Raw genomic sequence first — 20418 nt, 5'->3', positions numbered from 1 at the left:
AAACATCGGCAAAGTCCTTTAATACATTTGCATACCGGTTCAAACATTCAATCAGCTTATTATCTTCGCTCAGCAAGCCACGCCTTCCCATACCGCTGCGGCCGCCTATTTAAATGGTAGCGCCGTGCGCGTGAACGCGATCAAGTTACTCTTGCACCCACAACTATAACAGTCCAACACTGCTTTTAAAGCACTCGCAACAACTATAGGCGTCAACCATGCATCACTATTTACTTGAGCAAAAAAAACAAAAACTGTTCGATCACCCGTTATTTATAGAAATAACCACCGTTGGCAAGTTACAACACTTTATGGAACACCATGTATTTGCGGTCTGGGACTTCATGAGCCTGACCAAACGCCTGCAACAGGACCTCACGTGCACGCAGTTACCCTGGCTCCCCTGCGCTGCCCCCCGCGCTGCCCGCCTGATCAATGAAATCGTGCTGGCTGAAGAGACGGACGAACACCCGACACGGGGCTATTGCAGCCACTTCGAGCTGTACCTTGACGCGATGACGGAAGTGGGCGCCAGCACCGTCGCAATCACTCGCTTCATCGACCTGCAAAGCCAGGGAGTGGAGGTAAGCGCAGCCTTGCAAATGAGCGATGCTCCCCTGGGCGTGGCCCGCTTCGTCGACAGCACCTTACAAATCGCCTTGAGCGCCCCGACCCACTGTGTGGCGGCGGCGTTCCTGCATGGCCGCGAGAGTGTGATTCCGTCAATGTTCAAGGGGCTTTTGCATAGCCATGCTTTCATAGGTCGGCAGGCCCCTACGTTATGTTACTACCTCAACCGCCATATCGAATTGGACGGCGATGACCACGGCCCTGCGGCGCAACAGTTGCTAACGCACCTGATCGACGCCGACCCCAGTCGTCAGCAACAAGCCGATAGCGCCGCCCTGGGCGCCGTGGAAAGTCGTATTACCCTCTGGGACGACGTGCTGGCCTCGATGCAAGAGGTACGTCCGTGAACGCCGTCAACTACCAATCCTTTGCCGATGACTGGGAACGTCGCGCAACCATCCGCACACGCCCCCGGCGGATGTTGGAAGACGACGACAAACTCATCTTCCCCCTGTGCCGCCAGCCTCTGGTGCTGAGTGCAACCTTTCTCAAGCACTGCCCGCAATGGCGCAACTTCGTGCTGGTGCAAAGCTTCTACAAATTCATCAATGACGTGGTGATTTTCGAAACCGAGATCGTCGACAAAACCGCGCGCAGCATTGCTAAAAATCGCTTCTCCCTGCCCTTCCCGCTCGCCTGCCGTTACGACGCGATGACGGTCGTTGTCGACGAGGATTACCACGCGCTGGTAGCCCTGGATTTCCTTCAGCAAGCCGTGGCAATGACCGGGATTCAACCGCTCGATCTACCCGGGCAAATTGAACTGAGCCGCGCGCTTCCGGCAGCCCAGGCGCAGGTACCGACATATTTGCACGATGCCGTTGAGCTGATCGGCGTCGCCATCGCCGAGAACACCGTCACCCATGACGTCGCAGCGTTTTCCAAAGACGCCAGCGTCAAATCCTCTGTCCGCGGCCTGATGGCCGATCATCTGTTTGATGAAGGGCGGCATGCGCGGTTCTGGACACAGTTGGTGCGCCTCTACTGGCAGTCGGCAAGCTCGCAAGATCGCGACCACATTGCTCAAGCCCTGCCCGTATTCCTGACGCACTACCTGACCAACGAGCTACAAAAAGACTTCGATCTGCAACTGATCGAACACTTGACGATCAGTGCCCACACTCGCGTGGCACTGCGCGACGAAATCCGGGCGCTGGATTTTCCCATCACCCACCAACATCCGCTGGTGGCCAATATCATGGGCTTTCTGCACCACAGCGGCGTACTGCAAACCCCCAGCGTGGCACGAGCCCTGCGCGACTATCTGCCCGTATCGATGAGGTTGGCATGAGGCGCTTGCAGATCGAGTGGCGTGGTACCACTAACGCTCTGGCGGCGCTCAAGCAGGAGCTGGAGCAGTATGGGCATGTGGCAGGAGCGGGGTCTGTGGATCTGGTTATTGAAGACGGGAGTCAGCCGCTGCCGCCCTCGCCCGCCAGTGCGCCATGGTTAAGCTTGCGCGTGGGTATCGGCCCGCTCTGCGAACACGGGCTGCCCTCATTGCAGTTGCGCTGCTATGACCGGGAGCGGCGCCTGCTGACGGTGCACGACGTTGCCCAGGAACCCAGCGGCAATGGGCAGCGGTTGCGTCAGCAGGCAACGAATGCAGTGGTGGAGTGGGCTGCTTTGTTGGTCTGCGGTTTTTCAAGAGACCCCGCCTACTTCTCGGCAACGGCCGCTGCTAACGCCTGGCCTGAACAGGGCCTGCAGGAGTTGGATGCCTTGGCTTTCATGCACCGGTTCAACCACACGGCGGACCCTGCCTTGTTGCAAGCGGCCCGAACGCCCATGATCGAACGGCTGCAGGCCAGCCTCAATACCTTCGCACATCGAACAGTACTGAACATCGCCGGTCATGCGCTGACTTATCGGCAGCTCCAGCAACAAGCCATGGCTATTCAACAACGCCTGCTTCCCTTGCTGGAGGATGCCGAGGCTCCACAAGTGGTCGGCGTATGCCTGGAGAAATCCGCCGAGTTGTACGCCAGCATTCTCGCGGTGCTTGGCTGTGGCGCCGTGTATTTGCCGCTGGTGCCTGACCACCCGGAGCAACGCCAGCACTGCATGCTGACCAGCCTCAAGGCCTGTGTGCTGCTGGAGAATGGCCAGCACCCATTGCGAGAGCGTTTCGTTTCACTTGATGTGAGCCAGGTTGCCGCGCACAGCGCCGACATGACGCAACCGCTGATGCACCGTCATCCCCGTGCCGACGAGCCGTGCGTGGCACTGTTCACCTCGGGTACGACGGGCCAGCCCAAGGGGGTACTGCTGAGCCAATACAACCTGGCGCATTTCACGGCCTGGCTCGTCAGTTGCGTGGCGTTGGATCAACACAGTCGCGTCCTGCAGTTTTCGCCACTGGGCTTCGATTCTTCACTGATCGATATTTTCCCTGCATTGATCGTTGGCGCCGCGTTGATTGTCCCCAGCCCAGACCAACGTCACGACCCTCAGCAACTGGTAGAGCTGATTCGCAAGCAACGCGTCACTCATGGGTTTGTGCCACCGGCACTGCTCAGCATCCTGCCGCTGGATCAGCCATTGGGCATGACTCATTTACTGACCGGAGGTGATTTCTGCGAGCCCTGCGTGATCGAACAACTGGCCGGTCAATGCCAGCTGCATAACCTCTATGGGCCGACCGAGGCCACTGTGTTGGCGACCCATCGGGTATTCCAACGAGGTGACAGCCATCGCAATATCGGCCTCCCCATCGCTAACAGCCAGGTGCTGATTCTCGACGAGAACCTGCAGCCCGTGGATGAACAGGTAATGGGCGACTTGTACATTGTCGGTCCCGGAGTAAGCCTGGGTTATTCAAATACACCATCGCGGCCCGACAATCCGTTCGTGGCGCTGACACTGCCAAATGGCCAAGTGCTACAGGCTTATCGCAGCGGCGACTTGGCAAAATGGACGCAAGAGGGCATCGAGCTGGGCGGCCGCAGGGATGAGCAAGTCAAGATCCGCGGGTTTCGAGTTCAGCCTCAGGATATTGAACAGTGCTTGCGCGATAGTCGCTTGTTTCGCCAAGTGGCAGTGGTGATCGATACGGCACACAGAGTCATCGGCTTTGCCGCCCAGCCGGAATCTGGCGCTACGCTGGCAAGCCTGAAGGAACATGCTCGGCAGTGGTTGCCCGTGCATATGCAGCCCAGCGCTTGGAGCGAACTGGCATGCATGCCCCGTTCGAATAACGGCAAGATCGATCGCAAGGCCTTGTTGGCCATGCCAATACCCATACCCATCGGGAGGGATCGCTGTCGCATACAAGACCCTTTGCAGGCACAACTGGCTGACGTGTGGGGTGAGCTGCTGGGATTACCCGCAGGCGAACTCTCGATTGATGAGAGTTTTTTCAACCTCGGTGGCCACTCCATCCTGTTGTCGACTCTGTTGCTACGCCTGCGCGAGCAGTTTGGCCGCAGCTTCTGCCTGAGCCCCTTTTTTGAGACGCCGACCATTCGCACATTGGCCGCACTCATGGATGGCGGCACGCTGCCGGATAAACCGTCCAACCAGATGGAGCAAGATGCGACGCGCGCACTGAAGGTCGAGGTTCTGCCCGACACCCTTGCGGGAGATTCGCGCAAAGCCATCGTTACTGGCGCAAACAGCTTTGTCGGGGTGCATATCGTCCAGGCACTGCTGGCTGGCGGGGCGCAGGACGTGGCGTGCCTGGTGCGTGAGTTGCCCGGCCATTCGGCGGCGGCAAGGTTCGCCCAGGCATTACGTGAATACCGCTTGGAACATCTGGACCTGAGCCGAGTACAGGTATACGCCGCCGATATTCGTAAACCTCGCCTGGGCTTGGCCGACGACGTGTACGAGCACCTCGCCCGTCATTACGGCGTGTTGGTGCATAACGCCGCGCAGGTCAATCATGTGAGGGATTACGCCTCACTCGCAAAGGACAACGTCGAGCCGGTGCTGGAATGCCTGCGTCTTTGCGAGACCCATTGCAAGAAGGTCCTCAATTTCATCTCGACGCTCTCAGCCTGCAGCAGCGTAGACGTCGACGGGTACGTGCTTGAAGCGCCTGCCCGACGCGCACTGCCGCTCTATGTGAAAAATGGCTACAACCTCTCCAAGTGGGTAGCCGAGCGGCTATTAGGACGGGCAGTTGAGCAAGGGGCCTGGGTCAATATTCATCGGCCGGGAAATATCAGCTTCAACAGCCAGAACGGCGTTTGCCAGCCACAGAAAAACCGCTTGATGTTGATGCTCAAGGGGTCTCTGCAATTAGGGATGGTCCCCCGACTGGACGCCAATTTCGACCTGATGCCGGTGGACTTCCTGGCGCGTTTCATCGCCTTCCACAGCGCTCACTTTGACCCTGGGCGACATGTGTTCAACCTGCACAACCCGCTGCCCTTGAGTTGGGACCAGTACCTCGACGCCTTCAGCGAGGCTGGGCACGTTTTTGACCGAGTCAGCGTTGAACACTGGCAACGGGCGTTGCGCAACGTAAGTCGCGATAACGCACTGTTCGGGGTGCTGGGCTTTTACCTGGACGGACTGGGCGAAGACATCGGTGATACATCGATGATCCGTTACGACAATGCCCGGTGGGGCTTGGAAAAAATGGGGATGTGCTATCCACCCAAGAGCCAGGCGCTGTTACGCAAAGGCTGCGACTACCTGAGCGCTATCAACTTCCTCTGAATAGCACCCTGGACGTGAGGCCAAGCGATCGGAGCGAGAGGCCTCGCTCCGATGCGGTCAGGATCAGATCTTGAAGCTATCGACCAATTGCTTCAGTCGGCTGGCCTGCTGGGACAGCGCATCGCAGTCCTTGAGCGTCTCGTTGAGGTTGGCCACACCCTGCTGGTTTAGCAAGTTGATCTGGTTGATATCGACGTTGAGGGTTTCAACCACTGCGGTCTGCTCTTCGGTGGCGGCCGCGACGGATTGGTTCATGCCGTCGATCTCAACGATACGTTGCGTCACGCTGACCAGACGCTCACCGGCCTGGTTGGCGACTTCGACACTTTCTTCGCTGGAAGCCTGGCTGGCGTTCATGGTGGTCACAGCTTCACGCGAGCCCACTTGCAGCGAAGTGATCATCTTGTGGATTTCTTCTGCCGACTCCTGGGTACGGTGCGCCAAATTACGCACTTCATCCGCCACCACGGCAAAACCACGCCCGGCTTCACCAGCACGGGCCGCTTCGATCGCCGCGTTGAGGGCGAGCAAGTTGGTTTGTTGGGAAATACCTTTGATCACATCCAGGATGTGCCCGATGTTGTCGGTACTGGCATTAAGGGTCTCGATCTGAGTGCAGGACAGGCTGATCTTCTGCGACAACTCAGACATCGCCTGGATGGTTTGCTCCACCACTTTACGACCATCGTCAGCTTGTTCGCTGGCACCACTGGCGTGCTGGGACGCATCCGCGGCGTTGCGCGCGATTTCCTGGGTGGCAGCCCCTAGTTCGTTGATGGCTGCGGCCACGCTGTTGGTACGCGCGCTCTGTTCGTCAGAACCGATGATCGACGCATTAGATGAAGCCATCACACGCTGGGACAAATCGTGCACCTGGCGCGTTGCCGAAGACACTTCGGAAATCGACGCGTGGATTCGCTCGACGAACTGATTGAATGCGCTGCCGACCTCGCCGAACTCGTCTTTGCTGGTCACGTCGAGACGTCGGGTCAAATCACCTTCGCCTTGGGCAATGTCCTGCATGGCCACGCCCATGGTGGTCAGCGGGCGCAACAGGACTTGAATCAACAGGCTCAGGAGTACCGCAATGGCGACAACGGCAATCAACATCGCAATCAAGGCCGAAGTACGGAACTTGCCCAGCGGGGCATAGGCTTTTTCTTTGTCGATCGAAAGGCCGATGTACCAGTCAGCGCCAGGCAAGCCGCTGATAGGCGTGAAGGAAAGGATGCGATCCTGTCCTTTGAGTACGACGTCCTGATTGAGCTTCTCAATGCGCACGTTGGTGCCGGGATAAATGTCCTTGAGATTCTTCATCACCTGGTCCTGGTCCGGACTGACGATGATCTGGCCATCACCGCTGACCAGGAACGCATGGCCGATACCACCGAAGTCTACCGAGTTGATGATCTTCACCAGTGTCTGCAGGCTCAGGTCACCACCGACAACACCCAACAACTCGCCATTCTTTTTCACCGGCATGGCAATTGTCACGATCTGACCGCCCACAGCCGCCATATAAGGCGGAGTAAGCATGGTTTTGTCCGCCACTACTGCTTGCTTGTACCAAGGGCGCTGACGAGGGTCATAGTCGTCAGGCATCTTCGCGTCAGGGCGCTGGGTGAATACCCCGTTGGTTTGACCTACATAGGTGAACTGGAAATTGGTGGTGAATGCTGGCTGATCGACCAAACCAGGAAGGTCGGCCGCACTGCCTTGGTGGGCAACGTTCTGCGCCAGATTCTCGAGGACCAGGATGCGACCACTGAGCCAGTTCTGCACACTGCTGGCGGTCAGCTCGCCGGATTGCTGGATGGACGATGTCAGGTTTTGCCTGATGGTACTGCGCTGCAGGTAGTCGTTGTAGAGCGTAAATAGCGCGAAGGCTAAAACCACGACGCCTGACGCGGCCAACAGAATTTTATGACTGAACTTGAGATTCATTTCATCGACTTCTTTTGCCAAAGGGGGGTGAGCGTGCCGAGTGGAACATTCCATGTAACGGGATAGGCGGACTCTGCGGTCGCTCTATTTCGGTGCACGCATGGCTCGTCAGGCTTTCGGCCAAACTTCGACAAATCTTAGAAATTTGTGAGAAGCATCTTCTTTTAGCGTAGGAAACCGACAGGCGGTAGGGATAAGGCAGATTCGCTGTGATGGCTGCCCTAAACGACAAAACCCCTGTCTGCGTTAGCAGACAGGGGTTTTGGAATTCAATCTTGACGATGACCTACTCTCACATGGGGAAACCCCACACTACCATCGGCGATGCATCGTTTCACTGCTGAGTTCGGGATGGGATCAGGTGGTTCCAATGCTCTATGGTCGTCAAGAAATTCTGTGTACCAGACCGTTGTGTTGGCAACGTGCCGGTGAAATTCATGAGCTTCTACATAAACAAAACCCCTGTTTGTGTTAGCAAACAGGGGTTTCGGAATTTAATCTTGACGATGACCTACTCTCACATGGGGAAACCCCACACTACCATCGGCGATGCATCGTTTCACTGCTGAGTTCGGGATGGGATCAGGTGGTTCCAATGCTCTATGGTCGTCAAGAAATTCGGGTACTGAGTCGTGGCCAACTGGCCTCGCTTCAGCAAATTGGGTATGGGATAGTTTTCGGTGTTTTGTGAGCGTCGAACTTTCGGTTCATTGCGTCTTCACACACCGCAATCTGGCCTCTCTCGAGTTCGCAAATTGCTTGGGTGTTATATGGTCAAGCCTCACGGGCAATTAGTATTGGTTAGCTCAACGCCTCACAGCGCTTACACACCCAACCTATCAACGTCGTAGTCTTCGACGGCCCTTCAGGGAACTCAAGGTTCCAGTGAGATCTCATCTTGAGGCTAGTTTCCCGCTTAGATGCTTTCAGCGGTTATCTATTCCGAACATAGCTACCCGGCAATGCCACTGGCGTGACAACCGGAACACCAGAGGTTCGTCCACTCCGGTCCTCTCGTACTAGGAGCAGCCCCTCTCAAATCTCAAACGTCCACGGCAGATAGGGACCGAACTGTCTCACGACGTTCTAAACCCAGCTCGCGTACCACTTTAAATGGCGAACAGCCATACCCTTGGGACCGGCTTCAGCCCCAGGATGTGATGAGCCGACATCGAGGTGCCAAACACCGCCGTCGATATGAACTCTTGGGCGGTATCAGCCTGTTATCCCCGGAGTACCTTTTATCCGTTGAGCGATGGCCCTTCCATACAGAACCACCGGATCACTAAGACCTACTTTCGTACCTGCTCGACGTGTCTGTCTCGCAGTCAAGCGCGCTTTTGCCTTTATACTCTACGACCGATTTCCGACCGGTCTGAGCGCACCTTCGTACTCCTCCGTTACTCTTTAGGAGGAGACCGCCCCAGTCAAACTACCCACCATACACTGTCCTCGATCCGGATAACGGACCTGAGTTAGAACCTCAAAGTTGCCAGGGTGGTATTTCAAGGATGGCTCCACGCAGACTGGCGTCCACGCTTCAAAGCCTCCCACCTATCCTACACAAGCAAATTCAAAGTCCAGTGCAAAGCTATAGTAAAGGTTCACGGGGTCTTTCCGTCTAGCCGCGGATACACTGCATCTTCACAGCGATTTCAATTTCACTGAGTCTCGGGTGGAGACAGCGCCGCCATCGTTACGCCATTCGTGCAGGTCGGAACTTACCCGACAAGGAATTTCGCTACCTTAGGACCGTTATAGTTACGGCCGCCGTTTACCGGGGCTTCGATCAAGAGCTTCGCGTTAGCTAACCCCATCAATTAACCTTCCGGCACCGGGCAGGCGTCACACCCTATACGTCCACTTTCGTGTTTGCAGAGTGCTGTGTTTTTAATAAACAGTCGCAGCGGCCTGGTATCTTCGACCGGCATGAGCTTACGGAGCAAGTCCTTCACCCTCACCGGCGCACCTTCTCCCGAAGTTACGGTGCCATTTTGCCTAGTTCCTTCACCCGAGTTCTCTCAAGCGCCTTGGTATTCTCTACCCAACCACCTGTGTCGGTTTGGGGTACGGTTCCTGGTTACCTGAAGCTTAGAAGCTTTTCTTGGAAGCATGGCATCAACCACTTCGTTACCTGAAAGGTAACTCGTCATCAGCTCTCGGCCTTAGAATCCCGGATTTACCTAAGATTCCAGCCTACCACCTTAAACTTGGACAACCAACGCCAAGCTGGCCTAGCCTTCTCCGTCCCTCCATCGCAATAACCAGAAGTACAGGAATATTAACCTGTTTTCCATCGACTACGCTTTTCAGCCTCGCCTTAGGGACCGACTAACCCTGCGTCGATTAACGTTGCGCAGGAAACCTTGGTCTTTCGGCGTGGGTGTTTTTCACACCCATTATCGTTACTCATGTCAGCATTCGCACTTCTGATACCTCCAGCAAGCTTCTCAACTCACCTTCACAGGCTTACAGAACGCTCCTCTACCGCATCACTTACGTGATACCCGTAGCTTCGGTGTATGGTTTGAGCCCCGTTACATCTTCCGCGCAGGCCGACTCGACTAGTGAGCTATTACGCTTTCTTTAAAGGGTGGCTGCTTCTAAGCCAACCTCCTAGCTGTCTAAGCCTTCCCACATCGTTTCCCACTTAACCATAACTTTGGGACCTTAGCTGACGGTCTGGGTTGTTTCCCTTTTCACGACGGACGTTAGCACCCGCCGTGTGTCTCCCATGCTCGGCACTTGTAGGTATTCGGAGTTTGCATCGGTTTGGTAAGTCGGGATGACCCCCTAGCCGAAACAGTGCTCTACCCCCTACAGTGATACATGAGGCGCTACCTAAATAGCTTTCGAGGAGAACCAGCTATCTCCGAGCTTGATTAGCCTTTCACTCCGATCCACAGGTCATCCGCTAACTTTTCAACGGTAGTCGGTTCGGTCCTCCAGTTAGTGTTACCCAACCTTCAACCTGCCCATGGATAGATCGCCCGGTTTCGGGTCTATTCCCAGCGACTAGACGCCCTATTAAGACTCGCTTTCGCTACGCCTCCCCTATTCGGTTAAGCTCGCCACTGAAAATAAGTCGCTGACCCATTATACAAAAGGTACGCAGTCACCCAACAAAGTGGGCTCCCACTGCTTGTACGCATACGGTTTCAGGATCTATTTCACTCCCCTCTCCGGGGTTCTTTTCGCCTTTCCCTCACGGTACTAGTTCACTATCGGTCAGTCAGTAGTATTTAGCCTTGGAGGATGGTCCCCCCATATTCAGACAAAGTTTCTCGTGCTCCGTCCTACTCGATTTCATGACTAAGAGATTTTCGCGTACAGGGCTATCACCCACTATGGCCGCACTTTCCAGAGCGTTCCGCTAATCTCAAAGCCACTTAAGGGCTAGTCCCCGTTCGCTCGCCACTACTAAGGGAATCTCGGTTGATTTCTTTTCCTCAGGGTACTTAGATGTTTCAGTTCCCCTGGTTCGCTTCTTGCACCTATGTATTCAGTACAAGATAACCATCTTATGATGGCTGGGTTCCCCCATTCAGACATCTCCGGATCAAAGTCTGTTTGCCGACTCCCCGAAGCTTTTCGCAGGCTACCACGTCTTTCATCGCCTCTGACTGCCAAGGCATCCACCGTATGCGCTTCTTCACTTGACCATATAACCCCAAGCAATCTGGTTATACTGTGAAGACGACATTCGCCGAAAATTCGAATTTCTCAATTAAGAGAACTCACAAATTTTACCTTAGCCTGATCCGTTACCAGTGAAAGTAACGTTCAGTCTATCTTTCTATCACATACCCAAATTTTTAAAGAACGATCTAATCAAAGACTAGAAATCAATATTCGCTTCAGAATATTCATTTCTAAACTCTAACAGCAGAAGCAGTTAATGGTGGAGCCAAACGGGATCGAACCGTTGACCTCCTGCGTGCAAGGCAGGCGCTCTCCCAGCTGAGCTATGGCCCCATAACAAAATTGGTGGGTCTGGGCAGATTCGAACTGCCGACCTCACCCTTATCAGGGGTGCGCTCTAACCAACTGAGCTACAGACCCAATTTCGAGCGCGTAACTGATTAGCTAAGAGCTATCAGCTTGGAGCTTAAAGCTGCTTCTATCGTCTTCTTCAATGAATCAAGCAATTCGTGTGGGAACTTATGGAGCAGCTGATGTCGTCGATTAAGGAGGTGATCCAGCCGCAGGTTCCCCTACGGCTACCTTGTTACGACTTCACCCCAGTCATGAATCACACCGTGGTAACCGTCCTCCCGAAGGTTAGACTAGCTACTTCTGGTGCAACCCACTCCCATGGTGTGACGGGCGGTGTGTACAAGGCCCGGGAACGTATTCACCGCGACATTCTGATTCGCGATTACTAGCGATTCCGACTTCACGCAGTCGAGTTGCAGACTGCGATCCGGACTACGATCGGTTTTATGGGATTAGCTCCACCTCGCGGCTTGGCAACCCTCTGTACCGACCATTGTAGCACGTGTGTAGCCCAGGCCGTAAGGGCCATGATGACTTGACGTCATCCCCACCTTCCTCCGGTTTGTCACCGGCAGTCTCCTTAGAGTGCCCACCATAACGTGCTGGTAACTAAGGACAAGGGTTGCGCTCGTTACGGGACTTAACCCAACATCTCACGACACGAGCTGACGACAGCCATGCAGCACCTGTCTCAATGTTCCCGAAGGCACCAATCTATCTCTAGAAAGTTCATTGGATGTCAAGGCCTGGTAAGGTTCTTCGCGTTGCTTCGAATTAAACCACATGCTCCACCGCTTGTGCGGGCCCCCGTCAATTCATTTGAGTTTTAACCTTGCGGCCGTACTCCCCAGGCGGTCAACTTAATGCGTTAGCTGCGCCACTAAAAGCTCAAGGCTTCCAACGGCTAGTTGACATCGTTTACGGCGTGGACTACCAGGGTATCTAATCCTGTTTGCTCCCCACGCTTTCGCACCTCAGTGTCAGTATTAGTCCAGGTGGTCGCCTTCGCCACTGGTGTTCCTTCCTATATCTACGCATTTCACCGCTACACAGGAAATTCCACCACCCTCTACCATACTCTAGTCAGTCAGTTTTGAATGCAGTTCCCAGGTTGAGCCCGGGGATTTCACATCCAACTTAACAAACCACCTACGCGCGCTTTACGCCCAGTAATTCCGATTAACGCTTGCACCCTCTGTATTACCGCGGCTGCTGGCACAGAGTTAGCCGGTGCTTATTCTGTCGGTAACGTCAAAATTGCAGAGTATTAATCTACAACCCTTCCTCCCAACTTAAAGTGCTTTACAATCCGAAGACCTTCTTCACACACGCGGCATGGCTGGATCAGGCTTTCGCCCATTGTCCAATATTCCCCACTGCTGCCTCCCGTAGGAGTCTGGACCGTGTCTCAGTTCCAGTGTGACTGATCATCCTCTCAGACCAGTTACGGATCGTCGCCTTGGTGAGCCATTACCTCACCAACTAGCTAATCCGACCTAGGCTCATCTGATAGCGCAAGGCCCGAAGGTCCCCTGCTTTCTCCCGTAGGACGTATGCGGTATTAGCGTCCGTTTCCGAACGTTATCCCCCACTACCAGGCAGATTCCTAGGCATTACTCACCCGTCCGCCGCTCTCAAGAGAAGCAAGCTTCTCTCTACCGCTCGACTTGCATGTGTTAGGCCTGCCGCCAGCGTTCAATCTGAGCCATGATCAAACTCTTCAGTTCAAACATCTTTGGGTTTTTAAGAAACCCTAAACTTGGCTCAGCAATCGTTGGTTACATCTTTGATTTCTCGCGGAGTAACTTGTGATGCTGATAATCTTGTTGACTATCAGTCTGACTCCACAAGCACCCACACGAATTGCTTGATTCAGTTGTTAAAGAGCGGTTGGTTAAGATCTTTCGTCTCAACCGAGGCGCGCATTCTACAGCAGCCTCATTTGCTGTCAAGTAGTTATTTTCAGAAGTTTTCGAAGATTTCTTCAACAACTTCAACCACTTGCGCTTGCGATCTCTCGTAAGCGGGAGGCGAATTCTACAGCGTTACACGCTGCTGTCAACACCTCTTTTTCAACTTCCTTTTGGCTTCGATGAACTGAAGCAACTTGCTGTCGAGAACTGCGTAACTCATTGTTTACCAAGGAGTTTTCCGTTTCGACTGCGCCGGAAGTGGGGCGAATTATAGACAGATATAATTCGCCGTCAACTCTTAATTTTGCTTTTCTATCAATAAGTTAGCTTCGGTTAAAAAACAACCAACTCCTCCACTGCGCCTCTATATAGAAGGGAAAACTCAAATAACACCCGCCTCCTTCAACGCAGCCACATGAGCAGCTCCCAGCCCCAGAACTCCCTGCAGCACCTCAAGCGTATGCTCCCCCAATAGAGGAGGCGCACTCCGGTACTCCACAGGCGTCTTGGATAAGCGTATCGGGCTCGCAACCTGGGGCACCGTCCCCGCCAATGCGTGAGGCAACTCAATCGCCAAACCCCGCGCCTGGACCTGAGGATCGGAGAACACCTGCGCCAGATCATTGATGGGCCCACACGGCACGCCCACTTGCTCCAGCTGCGACACCCACTCAGCGGTCGTCTTGAAGACCGTCGCCTGGCGAATCAAAGGAATCAGCTCCGCACGATTAGCTACCCGTGCGCGATTGGTGGCGAAACGCACGTCATCCGCCCATTGCGGTTGCCCAGCGACTTCAGCGAATTTACGGAACTGCCCGTCATTGCCTACGGTGAGGATGAAATCTCCATCGGCCGTAGGAAAATCCTGATAAGGCACGATATTAGGGTGAGCATTCCCCAGGCGCTTGGGCGGCGCCCCGGTTGTCAGGTAATTCATCGCCTGATTCGCCAGGCATGCCACCTGCACATCCAGCAACGCCATGTCGATATGTTGCCCACCACCATCGTGGTCGCGATGAGCTAGCGCAGCCAGGATCGCGACGGTCGAATAAAGTCCGGTCAAGATGTCGGTCAAGGCTACGCCAACCTTTACCGGCCCGGCACCTTCATCCCCTTCAGGCCGCCCGGTCAGGCTCATGAGCCCGCCCAGACCCTGGATCATGAAATCGTAGCCGGCACGCATCGCATAGGGGCCCGTCTGACCAAACCCCGTGATGGAACAGTAAATCAGCTCCGGGTTGACCTCTTTGAGGGATTCATAGTCCAGCCCATACGCTGCAAGGCCGCCCACCTTGAAGTTTTCGATCAGGATGTCCGACTTGGCGGCCAGATCACGCACCAGCTTCTGGCCTTCCGGCCGCGTAAAGTCGATGGTCACCGACTCTTTATTACGGTTGGCCGACAGGTAATACGCCGCCTCACTGGTATTTTCGCCATCCGCATCCTTAAGGAAGGGCGGCCCCCAAGCGCGCGTGTCATCGCCGCTGCTCGGCCTTTCGACCTTGATCACCTCAGCCCCAAGGTCTGCAAGAATCTGCCCGGACCAGGGGCCCGCGAGTACTCGCGACAAATCCAGCACTCGCAGATGCGAAAGCGCGCCCATGCCCATGCTCCTATTAATAGAACGCTTGAAGACCGGTTTGCGCGCGCCCCAGGATCAAGGCATGCACGTCATGGGTCCCTTCATAGGTGTTGACCACCTCAAGGTTGACCAAGTGGCGCGCCACTCCGAATTCGTCGGAGATACCGTTGCCGCCCAGCATGTCCCGGGCCATGCGCGCGATATCCAATGACTTGCCACACGAGTTACGCTTCATGATCGAAGTGATCTCAACCGCCGCCGTCCCCTCATCCTTCATCCGACCCAGGCGCAGGCAACCTTGCAGGGCCAAGGTAATCTCGGTCTGCATGTCTGCCAGCTTCTTCTGGATCAACTGAGTGGCAGCCAGTGGGCGACCAAACTGCTGGCGATCAAGTGTGTACTGGCGTGCGGTATGCCAGCAGAACTCAGCAGCCCCCAGCGCCCCCCAGGAAATCCCGTACCGTGCCGAATTAAGGCAGGTAAACGGCCCTTTCAAACCCCGTACATCCGGGAAGATATTTTCTTCGGGCACAAATACGTTATCCATCACGATTTCACCGGTGATGGAGGCCCGCAGCCCCACCTTGCCGTGGATAGCCGGAGCGCTCAGACCTTTCCAGCCTTTTTCCAGGACAAAGCCACGGATGTCCCCGGCATCATCTTTGCCCCACACCACAAACACATCCGCAATCGGACTGTTGGTGATCCACATCTTTGCGCCGGTCAGGCTGTAGCCGCCATCCACTTTGCGTGCACGAGTAATCATCGCACCTGGGTCGGAACCATGGTTGGGCTCGGTCAGCCCGAAGCAACCGATCCATTCACCAGAGGCCAGTTTGGGCAAGTACTTCTGTTTTTGCGCCTCGGTACCGAACTCATTGATCGGCACCATGACGAGGGAAGACTGCACACTCATCATCGAGCGATAGCCGGAGTCGACACGCTCCACCTCCCGAGCAATCAAACCGTAGCTGACATAGTTCAAGCCACTGCCACCGTACTGCTCAGGGATCATCGCCCCCAGCAAACCGGTCTCGCCCATCTCGCGGAAAATAGCAGGGTCTGTCTTTTCGTGGCGAAAGGCTTCGAGCACGCGGGGAGCCAGCTTGTCCTGAGCAAATTGCTCGGCGCTGTCACGCACCATGCGCTCTTCTTCGGTGAGCTGTTGATCCAGCAGCAGTGGATCGATCCAGTTGAAGCTTGCCTTGCCAGCCATGAATAAGTCCTCGCGGAAAAAATCAGAAGTCGTGGAACCAGACTAGGCGCGGTCAGCGCAGAGGGCAAACGAGGTTTTTGCATAGGCTTGTGCTAATTTCTCACTTCGTAACACTCAAAAAGCCCATAAATGCGCTTTATCTGTGAGGGCAATGTACATGCGCCGAAAAATCCCCAGTACGACCGCACTCATCAGCTTTGAGGCAGCAGCCCGCCACGAGAGCTTCACCAAGGCAGCAATGGAGCTTTCCATCACCCAAGGCGCGATTTGCCGACAGATCGCCAGCCTGGAGGAGTTTTTGAGTGTCGAGCTGTTTCGCCGCTCACGCCGCGGCGTGAAGCTGACGGAGGCGGGGCTGTCTTATAGCCGTAGGGTTGCAACACAGCTGGACGCGGTGGAGCGCGACACCTTGTCGGTAATGGGCCAGCAAGGCGCCAATGTGATCGAACTGGCGGTGGTGCCCACCTTCGGCACGCAGTGGCTGATCCCCCGCCTGAAGGACTTTCAACATCAGCACCCGGAAGTCACGGTGAACCTGACGAACCGCACACGCCCCTTCCTGTTCGCCGATACTGAGTTCGATGCGGCGATCTACTTCGGAGATGCCGATTGGTCGGGTACGCAATCCCACAGGTTAATGGGCGAAAACCCAGTACCGGTCTGCAGCCCGCGCTTACTCGGCGACCGCACGCACTTCACCCCTCAACAGATCGCAGAGCTGCCGCTGCTGCAACAGACCACGCGCCCCTATGCCTGGCGCCAATGGTTCAACGCCCAACAGCTGAACATCCCACGCGACATGACAGGCCCTCGATACGAGCTATTCTCGATGCTGTCTCAAGCGGCCATGCATGACATGGGCATCGCACTGATTCCTCCCTTCCTCATACAACGGGAGCTGAAGGAGCAACAACTGGTAATCGCGAGCACCGAAGCACTGACCAGCGAAAAGGCTTATTACCTGATGATTCCTGACAGAAAGGTCGAATCCGCCTCTCTGCATGCATTCAGGGACTGGCTGGTCGACCAGTCAAGACGCTACAACCCAAGTAAATGAAGGACAAAGCGCAATTACTGACTTTGTAGTCAAATAAATTAATAACCTACAGATGTACGTATATGTCGCATTTAAACAGACTGCACTTGTCAGCCAAAAATAAGGCTAAAAGCCATGTATTTCATGGCTCGTAGCGACTCTTACCGGCCAATGCACGACTATTCACACTGGCAATGGAAAAACGCACCGAAAACGCCTGAACGCCTTTAATGACCTGTATTTAAAGAGGTTATTTCAGCTTGTTGCGACAATCAGTCACAGGGTGACTTGTAGTTAATTTTTCGTCACCCGTCATAATCCCTTGATGGCCGTAAAGTTCGCCTGCAAAATGCCGCGCCCCGCTGTCATTTCAGCGGGATCGTGCTGATCGGCCGCCCCAGTTGCGCCACTCGCGGTGCACTGGCCTTTTTACAAAAAGATCAAAAGCAAAAAGATCATGCAGGAGATTTGACGTGCACATTGGTGTTCCTCTCGAAACCCAGACCGGTGAAACGCGGGTGGCTGCCACCCCAGAAACCATCAAGAAGCTGATCGGCCAGGGCCATAAGGTCACTGTACAAAGCGGCGCAGGCATCAATGCCAGCATCGTCGACAGTGCCTATGAAACGGCAGGCGCCACCATTGGCAGTGCCAACGACGCGTTTGGCGCCGAGCTGATTCTCAAAGTGGTTGCCCCCAGCGACAGCGAACTTGCGCTGATCAAAAGTGGCACCGTGTTGGTGGGCATGCTCAACCCGTTCAGCAACGAAACCATCGCCAAGCTTGCCGAGCGCGGCATCACCGCCTTCGCCCTGGAAGCCGCGCCGCGCACTTCACGCGCTCAAAGCCTTGATGTGCTGTCTTCGCAAGCCAACATCGCCGGTTACAAGGCCGTGTTGCTCGCCGCTCATCACTACCCGCGTTTCATGCCGATGCTGATGACTGCTGCCGGCACCGTAAAAGCCGCGCGCGTACTGATCCTCGGCGCCGGTGTGGCGGGCCTGCAAGCCATCGCCACGGCCAAGCGCCTGGGCGCGGTGATCGAAGCGTCCGACGTACGCCCGGCGGTTAAGGAGCAGATCGAATCCCTGGGCGCCAAGTTTGTCGACGTACCGTACGAAACCGATGAAGAGCGTGAATGCGCCGTCGGTGTCGGTGGCTACGCGCGCCCGATGCCCAGCAGTTGGATGCAACGCCAGGCCCTGGCCGTGCACGAACGCGCCAAACAGGCCGATATCGTCATCACCACCGCCCTCATCCCGGGCCGCAAGGCGCCGACCCTGCTCAGCGCCGATACCGTGGCGCAGATGAAACCCGGCTCGGTGGTCATCGACCTCGCTGCAGCCCAAGGTGGCAACTGCCCGCTGACGGTGGCCGACCAGGTCGTGGTGGAAAACGGCGTGATCATCTGCGGCCCGACCAACCTGGCGGGCGCTGTCGCCGCCGATGCGTCGGCCTTGTATGCGCGCAACCTGCTGGACTTCCTGAAGCTGGTTTTCACCAAGGAAGGGCAGTTTGAAATCAACCTCGAAGACGACATCGTCGCCGCGTGCCTGATGTGCCGCGACGGCCAAGTCATCCGCAAAAACGCCTAAGCAGGGATTCAGACGATGGAAGAGCTTATCTCCCCCGGTATCTACAACCTGATCATCTTTGTGCTGGCGATTTATGTCGGTTATCACGTGGTCTGGAACGTAACACCTGCATTGCACACGCCGCTGATGGCCGTGACCAACGCCATTTCCGCGATTGTCATCGTCGGCGCCATGCTGGCTGCCGCGCTGACCGTCACCCCGTTGGGCAAGACTATGGGCACACTGGCCGTGGCCTTGGCGGCGGTGAATGTTTTCGGTGGCTTTCTGGTCACCCGCAGAATGCTTGAAATGTTCAAGAAGAAAGCCCCAAAAGTAAAAGAAGAGGCGCCCAAGTAATGAGCATGAACCTCGTGACGACGCTCTACCTGATCGCGTCGATCTGTTTCATCCAGGCCCTCAAAGGCCTCTCGCACCCGACCACTTCGCGGCGCGGCAACCTGTTCGGCATGCTCGGCATGGCGCTGGCGGTACTCACTACCGTCGGCCTCATCTATAAGCTGGGGGCTGAACTGGCGACTGCCGGTATCGGCTACGTCATCGTTGGCCTATTGGTTGGCGGTACCGCCGGCTCGATCATGGCCAAGCGTGTTGAAATGACCAAGATGCCCGAGCTGGTCGCCTTCATGCACAGCATGATCGGCCTGGCAGCGGTGTTCATCGCCATTGCCGCCGTGGTCGAGCCGCAGTCCCTGGGCATCGTCAAGCACTTGGGCGATTCGATACCGGCCGGTAACCGCCTGGAACTGTTCCTCGGTGCCGCTATCGGTGCAATCACCTTCTCCGGCTCGGTGATCGCATTCGGCAAGCTGTCGGGCAAGTACAAGTTCCGCCTGTTCCAGGGCGCACCGGTACAGTTCGGCGGCCAACACAAACTGAACCTGGTGCTCGGTCTCGCAACCCTGGGCCTGGGCCTGGCGTTCATGTTCACCGGCAATCTCAGCGCATTTGCACTGATGCTGGCCCTGGCCTTCGTGCTGGGTGTGCTGATCATCATCCCGATTGGCGGCGCCGACATGCCCGTGGTGGTGTCGATGCTCAATAGCTATTCCGGCTGGGCAGCGGCGGGCATCGGTTTCTCGCTGAACAACTCGATGCTGATCATCGCCGGTTCCCTGGTGGGCTCCAGCGGCGCGATCCTGTCGTACATCATGTGCAAGGCGATGAACCGCTCCTTCTTTAATGTGCTGTTGGGCGGTTTCGGCAACGCGCCGGATGCTGGCGCTGCGGCGGGCTCCAAAGAAGCACGCCCGGTGAAGTCCGGCTCCGCTGATGACGCCACCTTCCTGCTGACCAACGCCGACACCGTGATTATCGTCCCAGGCTACGGCCTTGCGGTCGCGCGGGCACAACACGCGCTCAAGGAGCTGACCGAGAAGCTGACCCACCACGGCGTCACCGTAAAGTACGCGATCCACCCGGTGGCGGGCCGTATGCCGGGGCACATGAACGTATTGCTGGCCGAGGCCGAAGTGCCTTACGACCAGGTGTTCGAGATGGAAGACATCAACTCCGAGTTCGGCCAGGCCGACGTGGTGCTGGTATTGGGCGCCAACGACGTGGTCAACCCGGCCGCCAAGAACGACCCGAACTCACCCATCGCCGGCATGCCGATTCTCGAGGCGTTCAAGGCCAAGACCATCATCGTCAACAAGCGCTCGATGGCCAGCGGCTACGCCGGCCTGGATAACGAGTTGTTCTACCTGGACAAGACCATGATGGTGTTCGGTGATGCCAAGAAGGTCATCGAAGACATGGTCAAGGCCGTCGAATAACACTGCGCCAGCGCAATACCTGAAACCCTGGCCTCACGTAGGCTGGGGTTTTTTTATGGTTCCCCCGCT

The 20418-nt window shown here is 55.9% G+C and carries 10 protein-coding genes, 2 tRNA genes and 4 rRNA genes; 7 read left to right on the top strand and 9 right to left on the bottom strand.

Translation table 11 applies throughout. The features are described 5' to 3' along the window. Positions 1 to 218 precede the first annotated feature (218 nt). From MHH62_RS25250 to MHH62_RS25240, 3 genes are read left to right on the top strand one after another with little or no spacing between them, the layout of a single operon-like run. Positions 219 to 977 carry a DUF3050 domain-containing protein gene (locus tag MHH62_RS25250; RefSeq protein WP_014716362.1) on the top strand — a complete coding sequence of 253 codons (759 nt, stop codon included), beginning with the start codon at positions 219 to 221 and terminating at the stop codon, positions 975 to 977. Continuing rightward, the gene (locus MHH62_RS25245; RefSeq protein WP_339232094.1) at positions 974 to 1921 is read left to right on the top strand and encodes a diiron oxygenase; all 948 of its coding nucleotides are present in this window, start codon (positions 974 to 976) and stop codon (positions 1919 to 1921) included. Before MHH62_RS25250 ends, MHH62_RS25245 begins: the two co-directional genes overlap by 4 nt. Continuing rightward, positions 1918 to 5295 (top strand): amino acid adenylation domain-containing protein, encoded by a 3378-nt coding sequence (locus tag MHH62_RS25240; RefSeq protein WP_339232093.1) that lies wholly within the window; start codon positions 1918 to 1920, stop codon positions 5293 to 5295. Before MHH62_RS25245 ends, MHH62_RS25240 begins: the two co-directional genes overlap by 4 nt. A 63-nt stretch (positions 5296 to 5358) precedes the next feature. On the opposite strand, the gene MHH62_RS25235 is transcribed toward MHH62_RS25240, so the two are convergent. The 9 genes from MHH62_RS25235 to MHH62_RS25195 all read right to left on the bottom strand — a co-directional run bounded on the left by MHH62_RS25235 (position 5359) and on the right by MHH62_RS25195 (position 15946). After that, complete coding sequence (locus MHH62_RS25235) at positions 5359 to 7239, bottom strand: methyl-accepting chemotaxis protein (RefSeq protein ID WP_339232092.1); 1881 nt, start codon at positions 7237 to 7239, stop codon at positions 5359 to 5361. A gap of 273 nt (positions 7240 to 7512) precedes the next feature. Continuing rightward, positions 7513 to 7628: ribosomal RNA gene (rrf, locus tag MHH62_RS25230) — 5S ribosomal RNA — on the bottom strand. A gap of 109 nt (positions 7629 to 7737) precedes the next feature. Further along, positions 7738 to 7853: ribosomal RNA gene (gene rrf, locus MHH62_RS25225) — 5S ribosomal RNA — on the bottom strand. A 156-nt stretch (positions 7854 to 8009) separates the two neighbouring features. Continuing rightward, positions 8010 to 10901: ribosomal RNA gene (locus MHH62_RS25220) — 23S ribosomal RNA — on the bottom strand. A 237-nt stretch (positions 10902 to 11138) separates the two neighbouring features. Further along, positions 11139 to 11214 (bottom strand) — tRNA-Ala (locus MHH62_RS25215). A 10-nt stretch (positions 11215 to 11224) separates the two neighbouring features. Next, positions 11225 to 11301: transfer RNA gene (locus tag MHH62_RS25210), tRNA-Ile, on the bottom strand. Between the two features lie 124 nt (positions 11302 to 11425). After that, a 16S ribosomal RNA gene (locus MHH62_RS25205) occupies positions 11426 to 12962 on the bottom strand. The 16S, 23S and 5S rRNA genes sit together here with 2 tRNA genes alongside, the layout of an rRNA operon. A gap of 568 nt (positions 12963 to 13530) precedes the next feature. Further along, a complete protein-coding gene (locus MHH62_RS25200; protein WP_014716358.1) occupies positions 13531 to 14751 on the bottom strand; it encodes a CaiB/BaiF CoA-transferase family protein in 1221 nt (406 codons plus the stop codon). Positions 14752 to 14764: 13 nt separating this feature from the next. Next, positions 14765 to 15946: an acyl-CoA dehydrogenase gene (locus MHH62_RS25195; RefSeq protein ID WP_003187423.1), complete on the bottom strand. Its 1182-nt coding sequence runs from the start codon at positions 15944 to 15946 to the stop codon at positions 14765 to 14767. A gap of 157 nt (positions 15947 to 16103) precedes the next feature. On the opposite strand from MHH62_RS25195, the gene MHH62_RS25190 reads away from it, so the two are divergent. The 4 genes from MHH62_RS25190 (at position 16104) to MHH62_RS25175 (ending at position 20349) form a co-directional block, all read left to right on the top strand. Next, positions 16104 to 17003, top strand: a complete 900-nt coding sequence (locus MHH62_RS25190) for a LysR family transcriptional regulator (RefSeq protein ID WP_339232091.1) — start codon at positions 16104 to 16106, stop codon at positions 17001 to 17003. 452 nt (positions 17004 to 17455) lie between these two features. Further along, positions 17456 to 18577: a Re/Si-specific NAD(P)(+) transhydrogenase subunit alpha gene (locus tag MHH62_RS25185; RefSeq protein WP_003187419.1), complete on the top strand. Its 1122-nt coding sequence runs from the start codon at positions 17456 to 17458 to the stop codon at positions 18575 to 18577. A 15-nt stretch (positions 18578 to 18592) separates the two neighbouring features. Next, complete coding sequence (locus MHH62_RS25180; RefSeq protein WP_003187417.1) at positions 18593 to 18913, top strand: NAD(P) transhydrogenase subunit alpha; 321 nt, start codon at positions 18593 to 18595, stop codon at positions 18911 to 18913. Continuing rightward, the gene (locus MHH62_RS25175; RefSeq protein ID WP_014716357.1) at positions 18913 to 20349 is read left to right on the top strand and encodes an NAD(P)(+) transhydrogenase (Re/Si-specific) subunit beta; all 1437 of its coding nucleotides are present in this window, start codon (positions 18913 to 18915) and stop codon (positions 20347 to 20349) included. The genes MHH62_RS25180 and MHH62_RS25175 overlap by 1 nt, the downstream gene beginning before the upstream one ends. The last annotated feature ends 69 nt before the right edge of the window (positions 20350 to 20418 follow it).

Origin of the sequence: Pseudomonas sp. FSL L8-0168 (genome assembly GCF_037976155.1) — a bacterium.
In the GTDB taxonomy this organism is placed as follows: Bacteria; Pseudomonadota; Gammaproteobacteria; order Pseudomonadales; family Pseudomonadaceae; genus Aquipseudomonas; species Aquipseudomonas paracarnis.
This window is presented reverse-complemented; position numbering and strand designations above follow the sequence as displayed.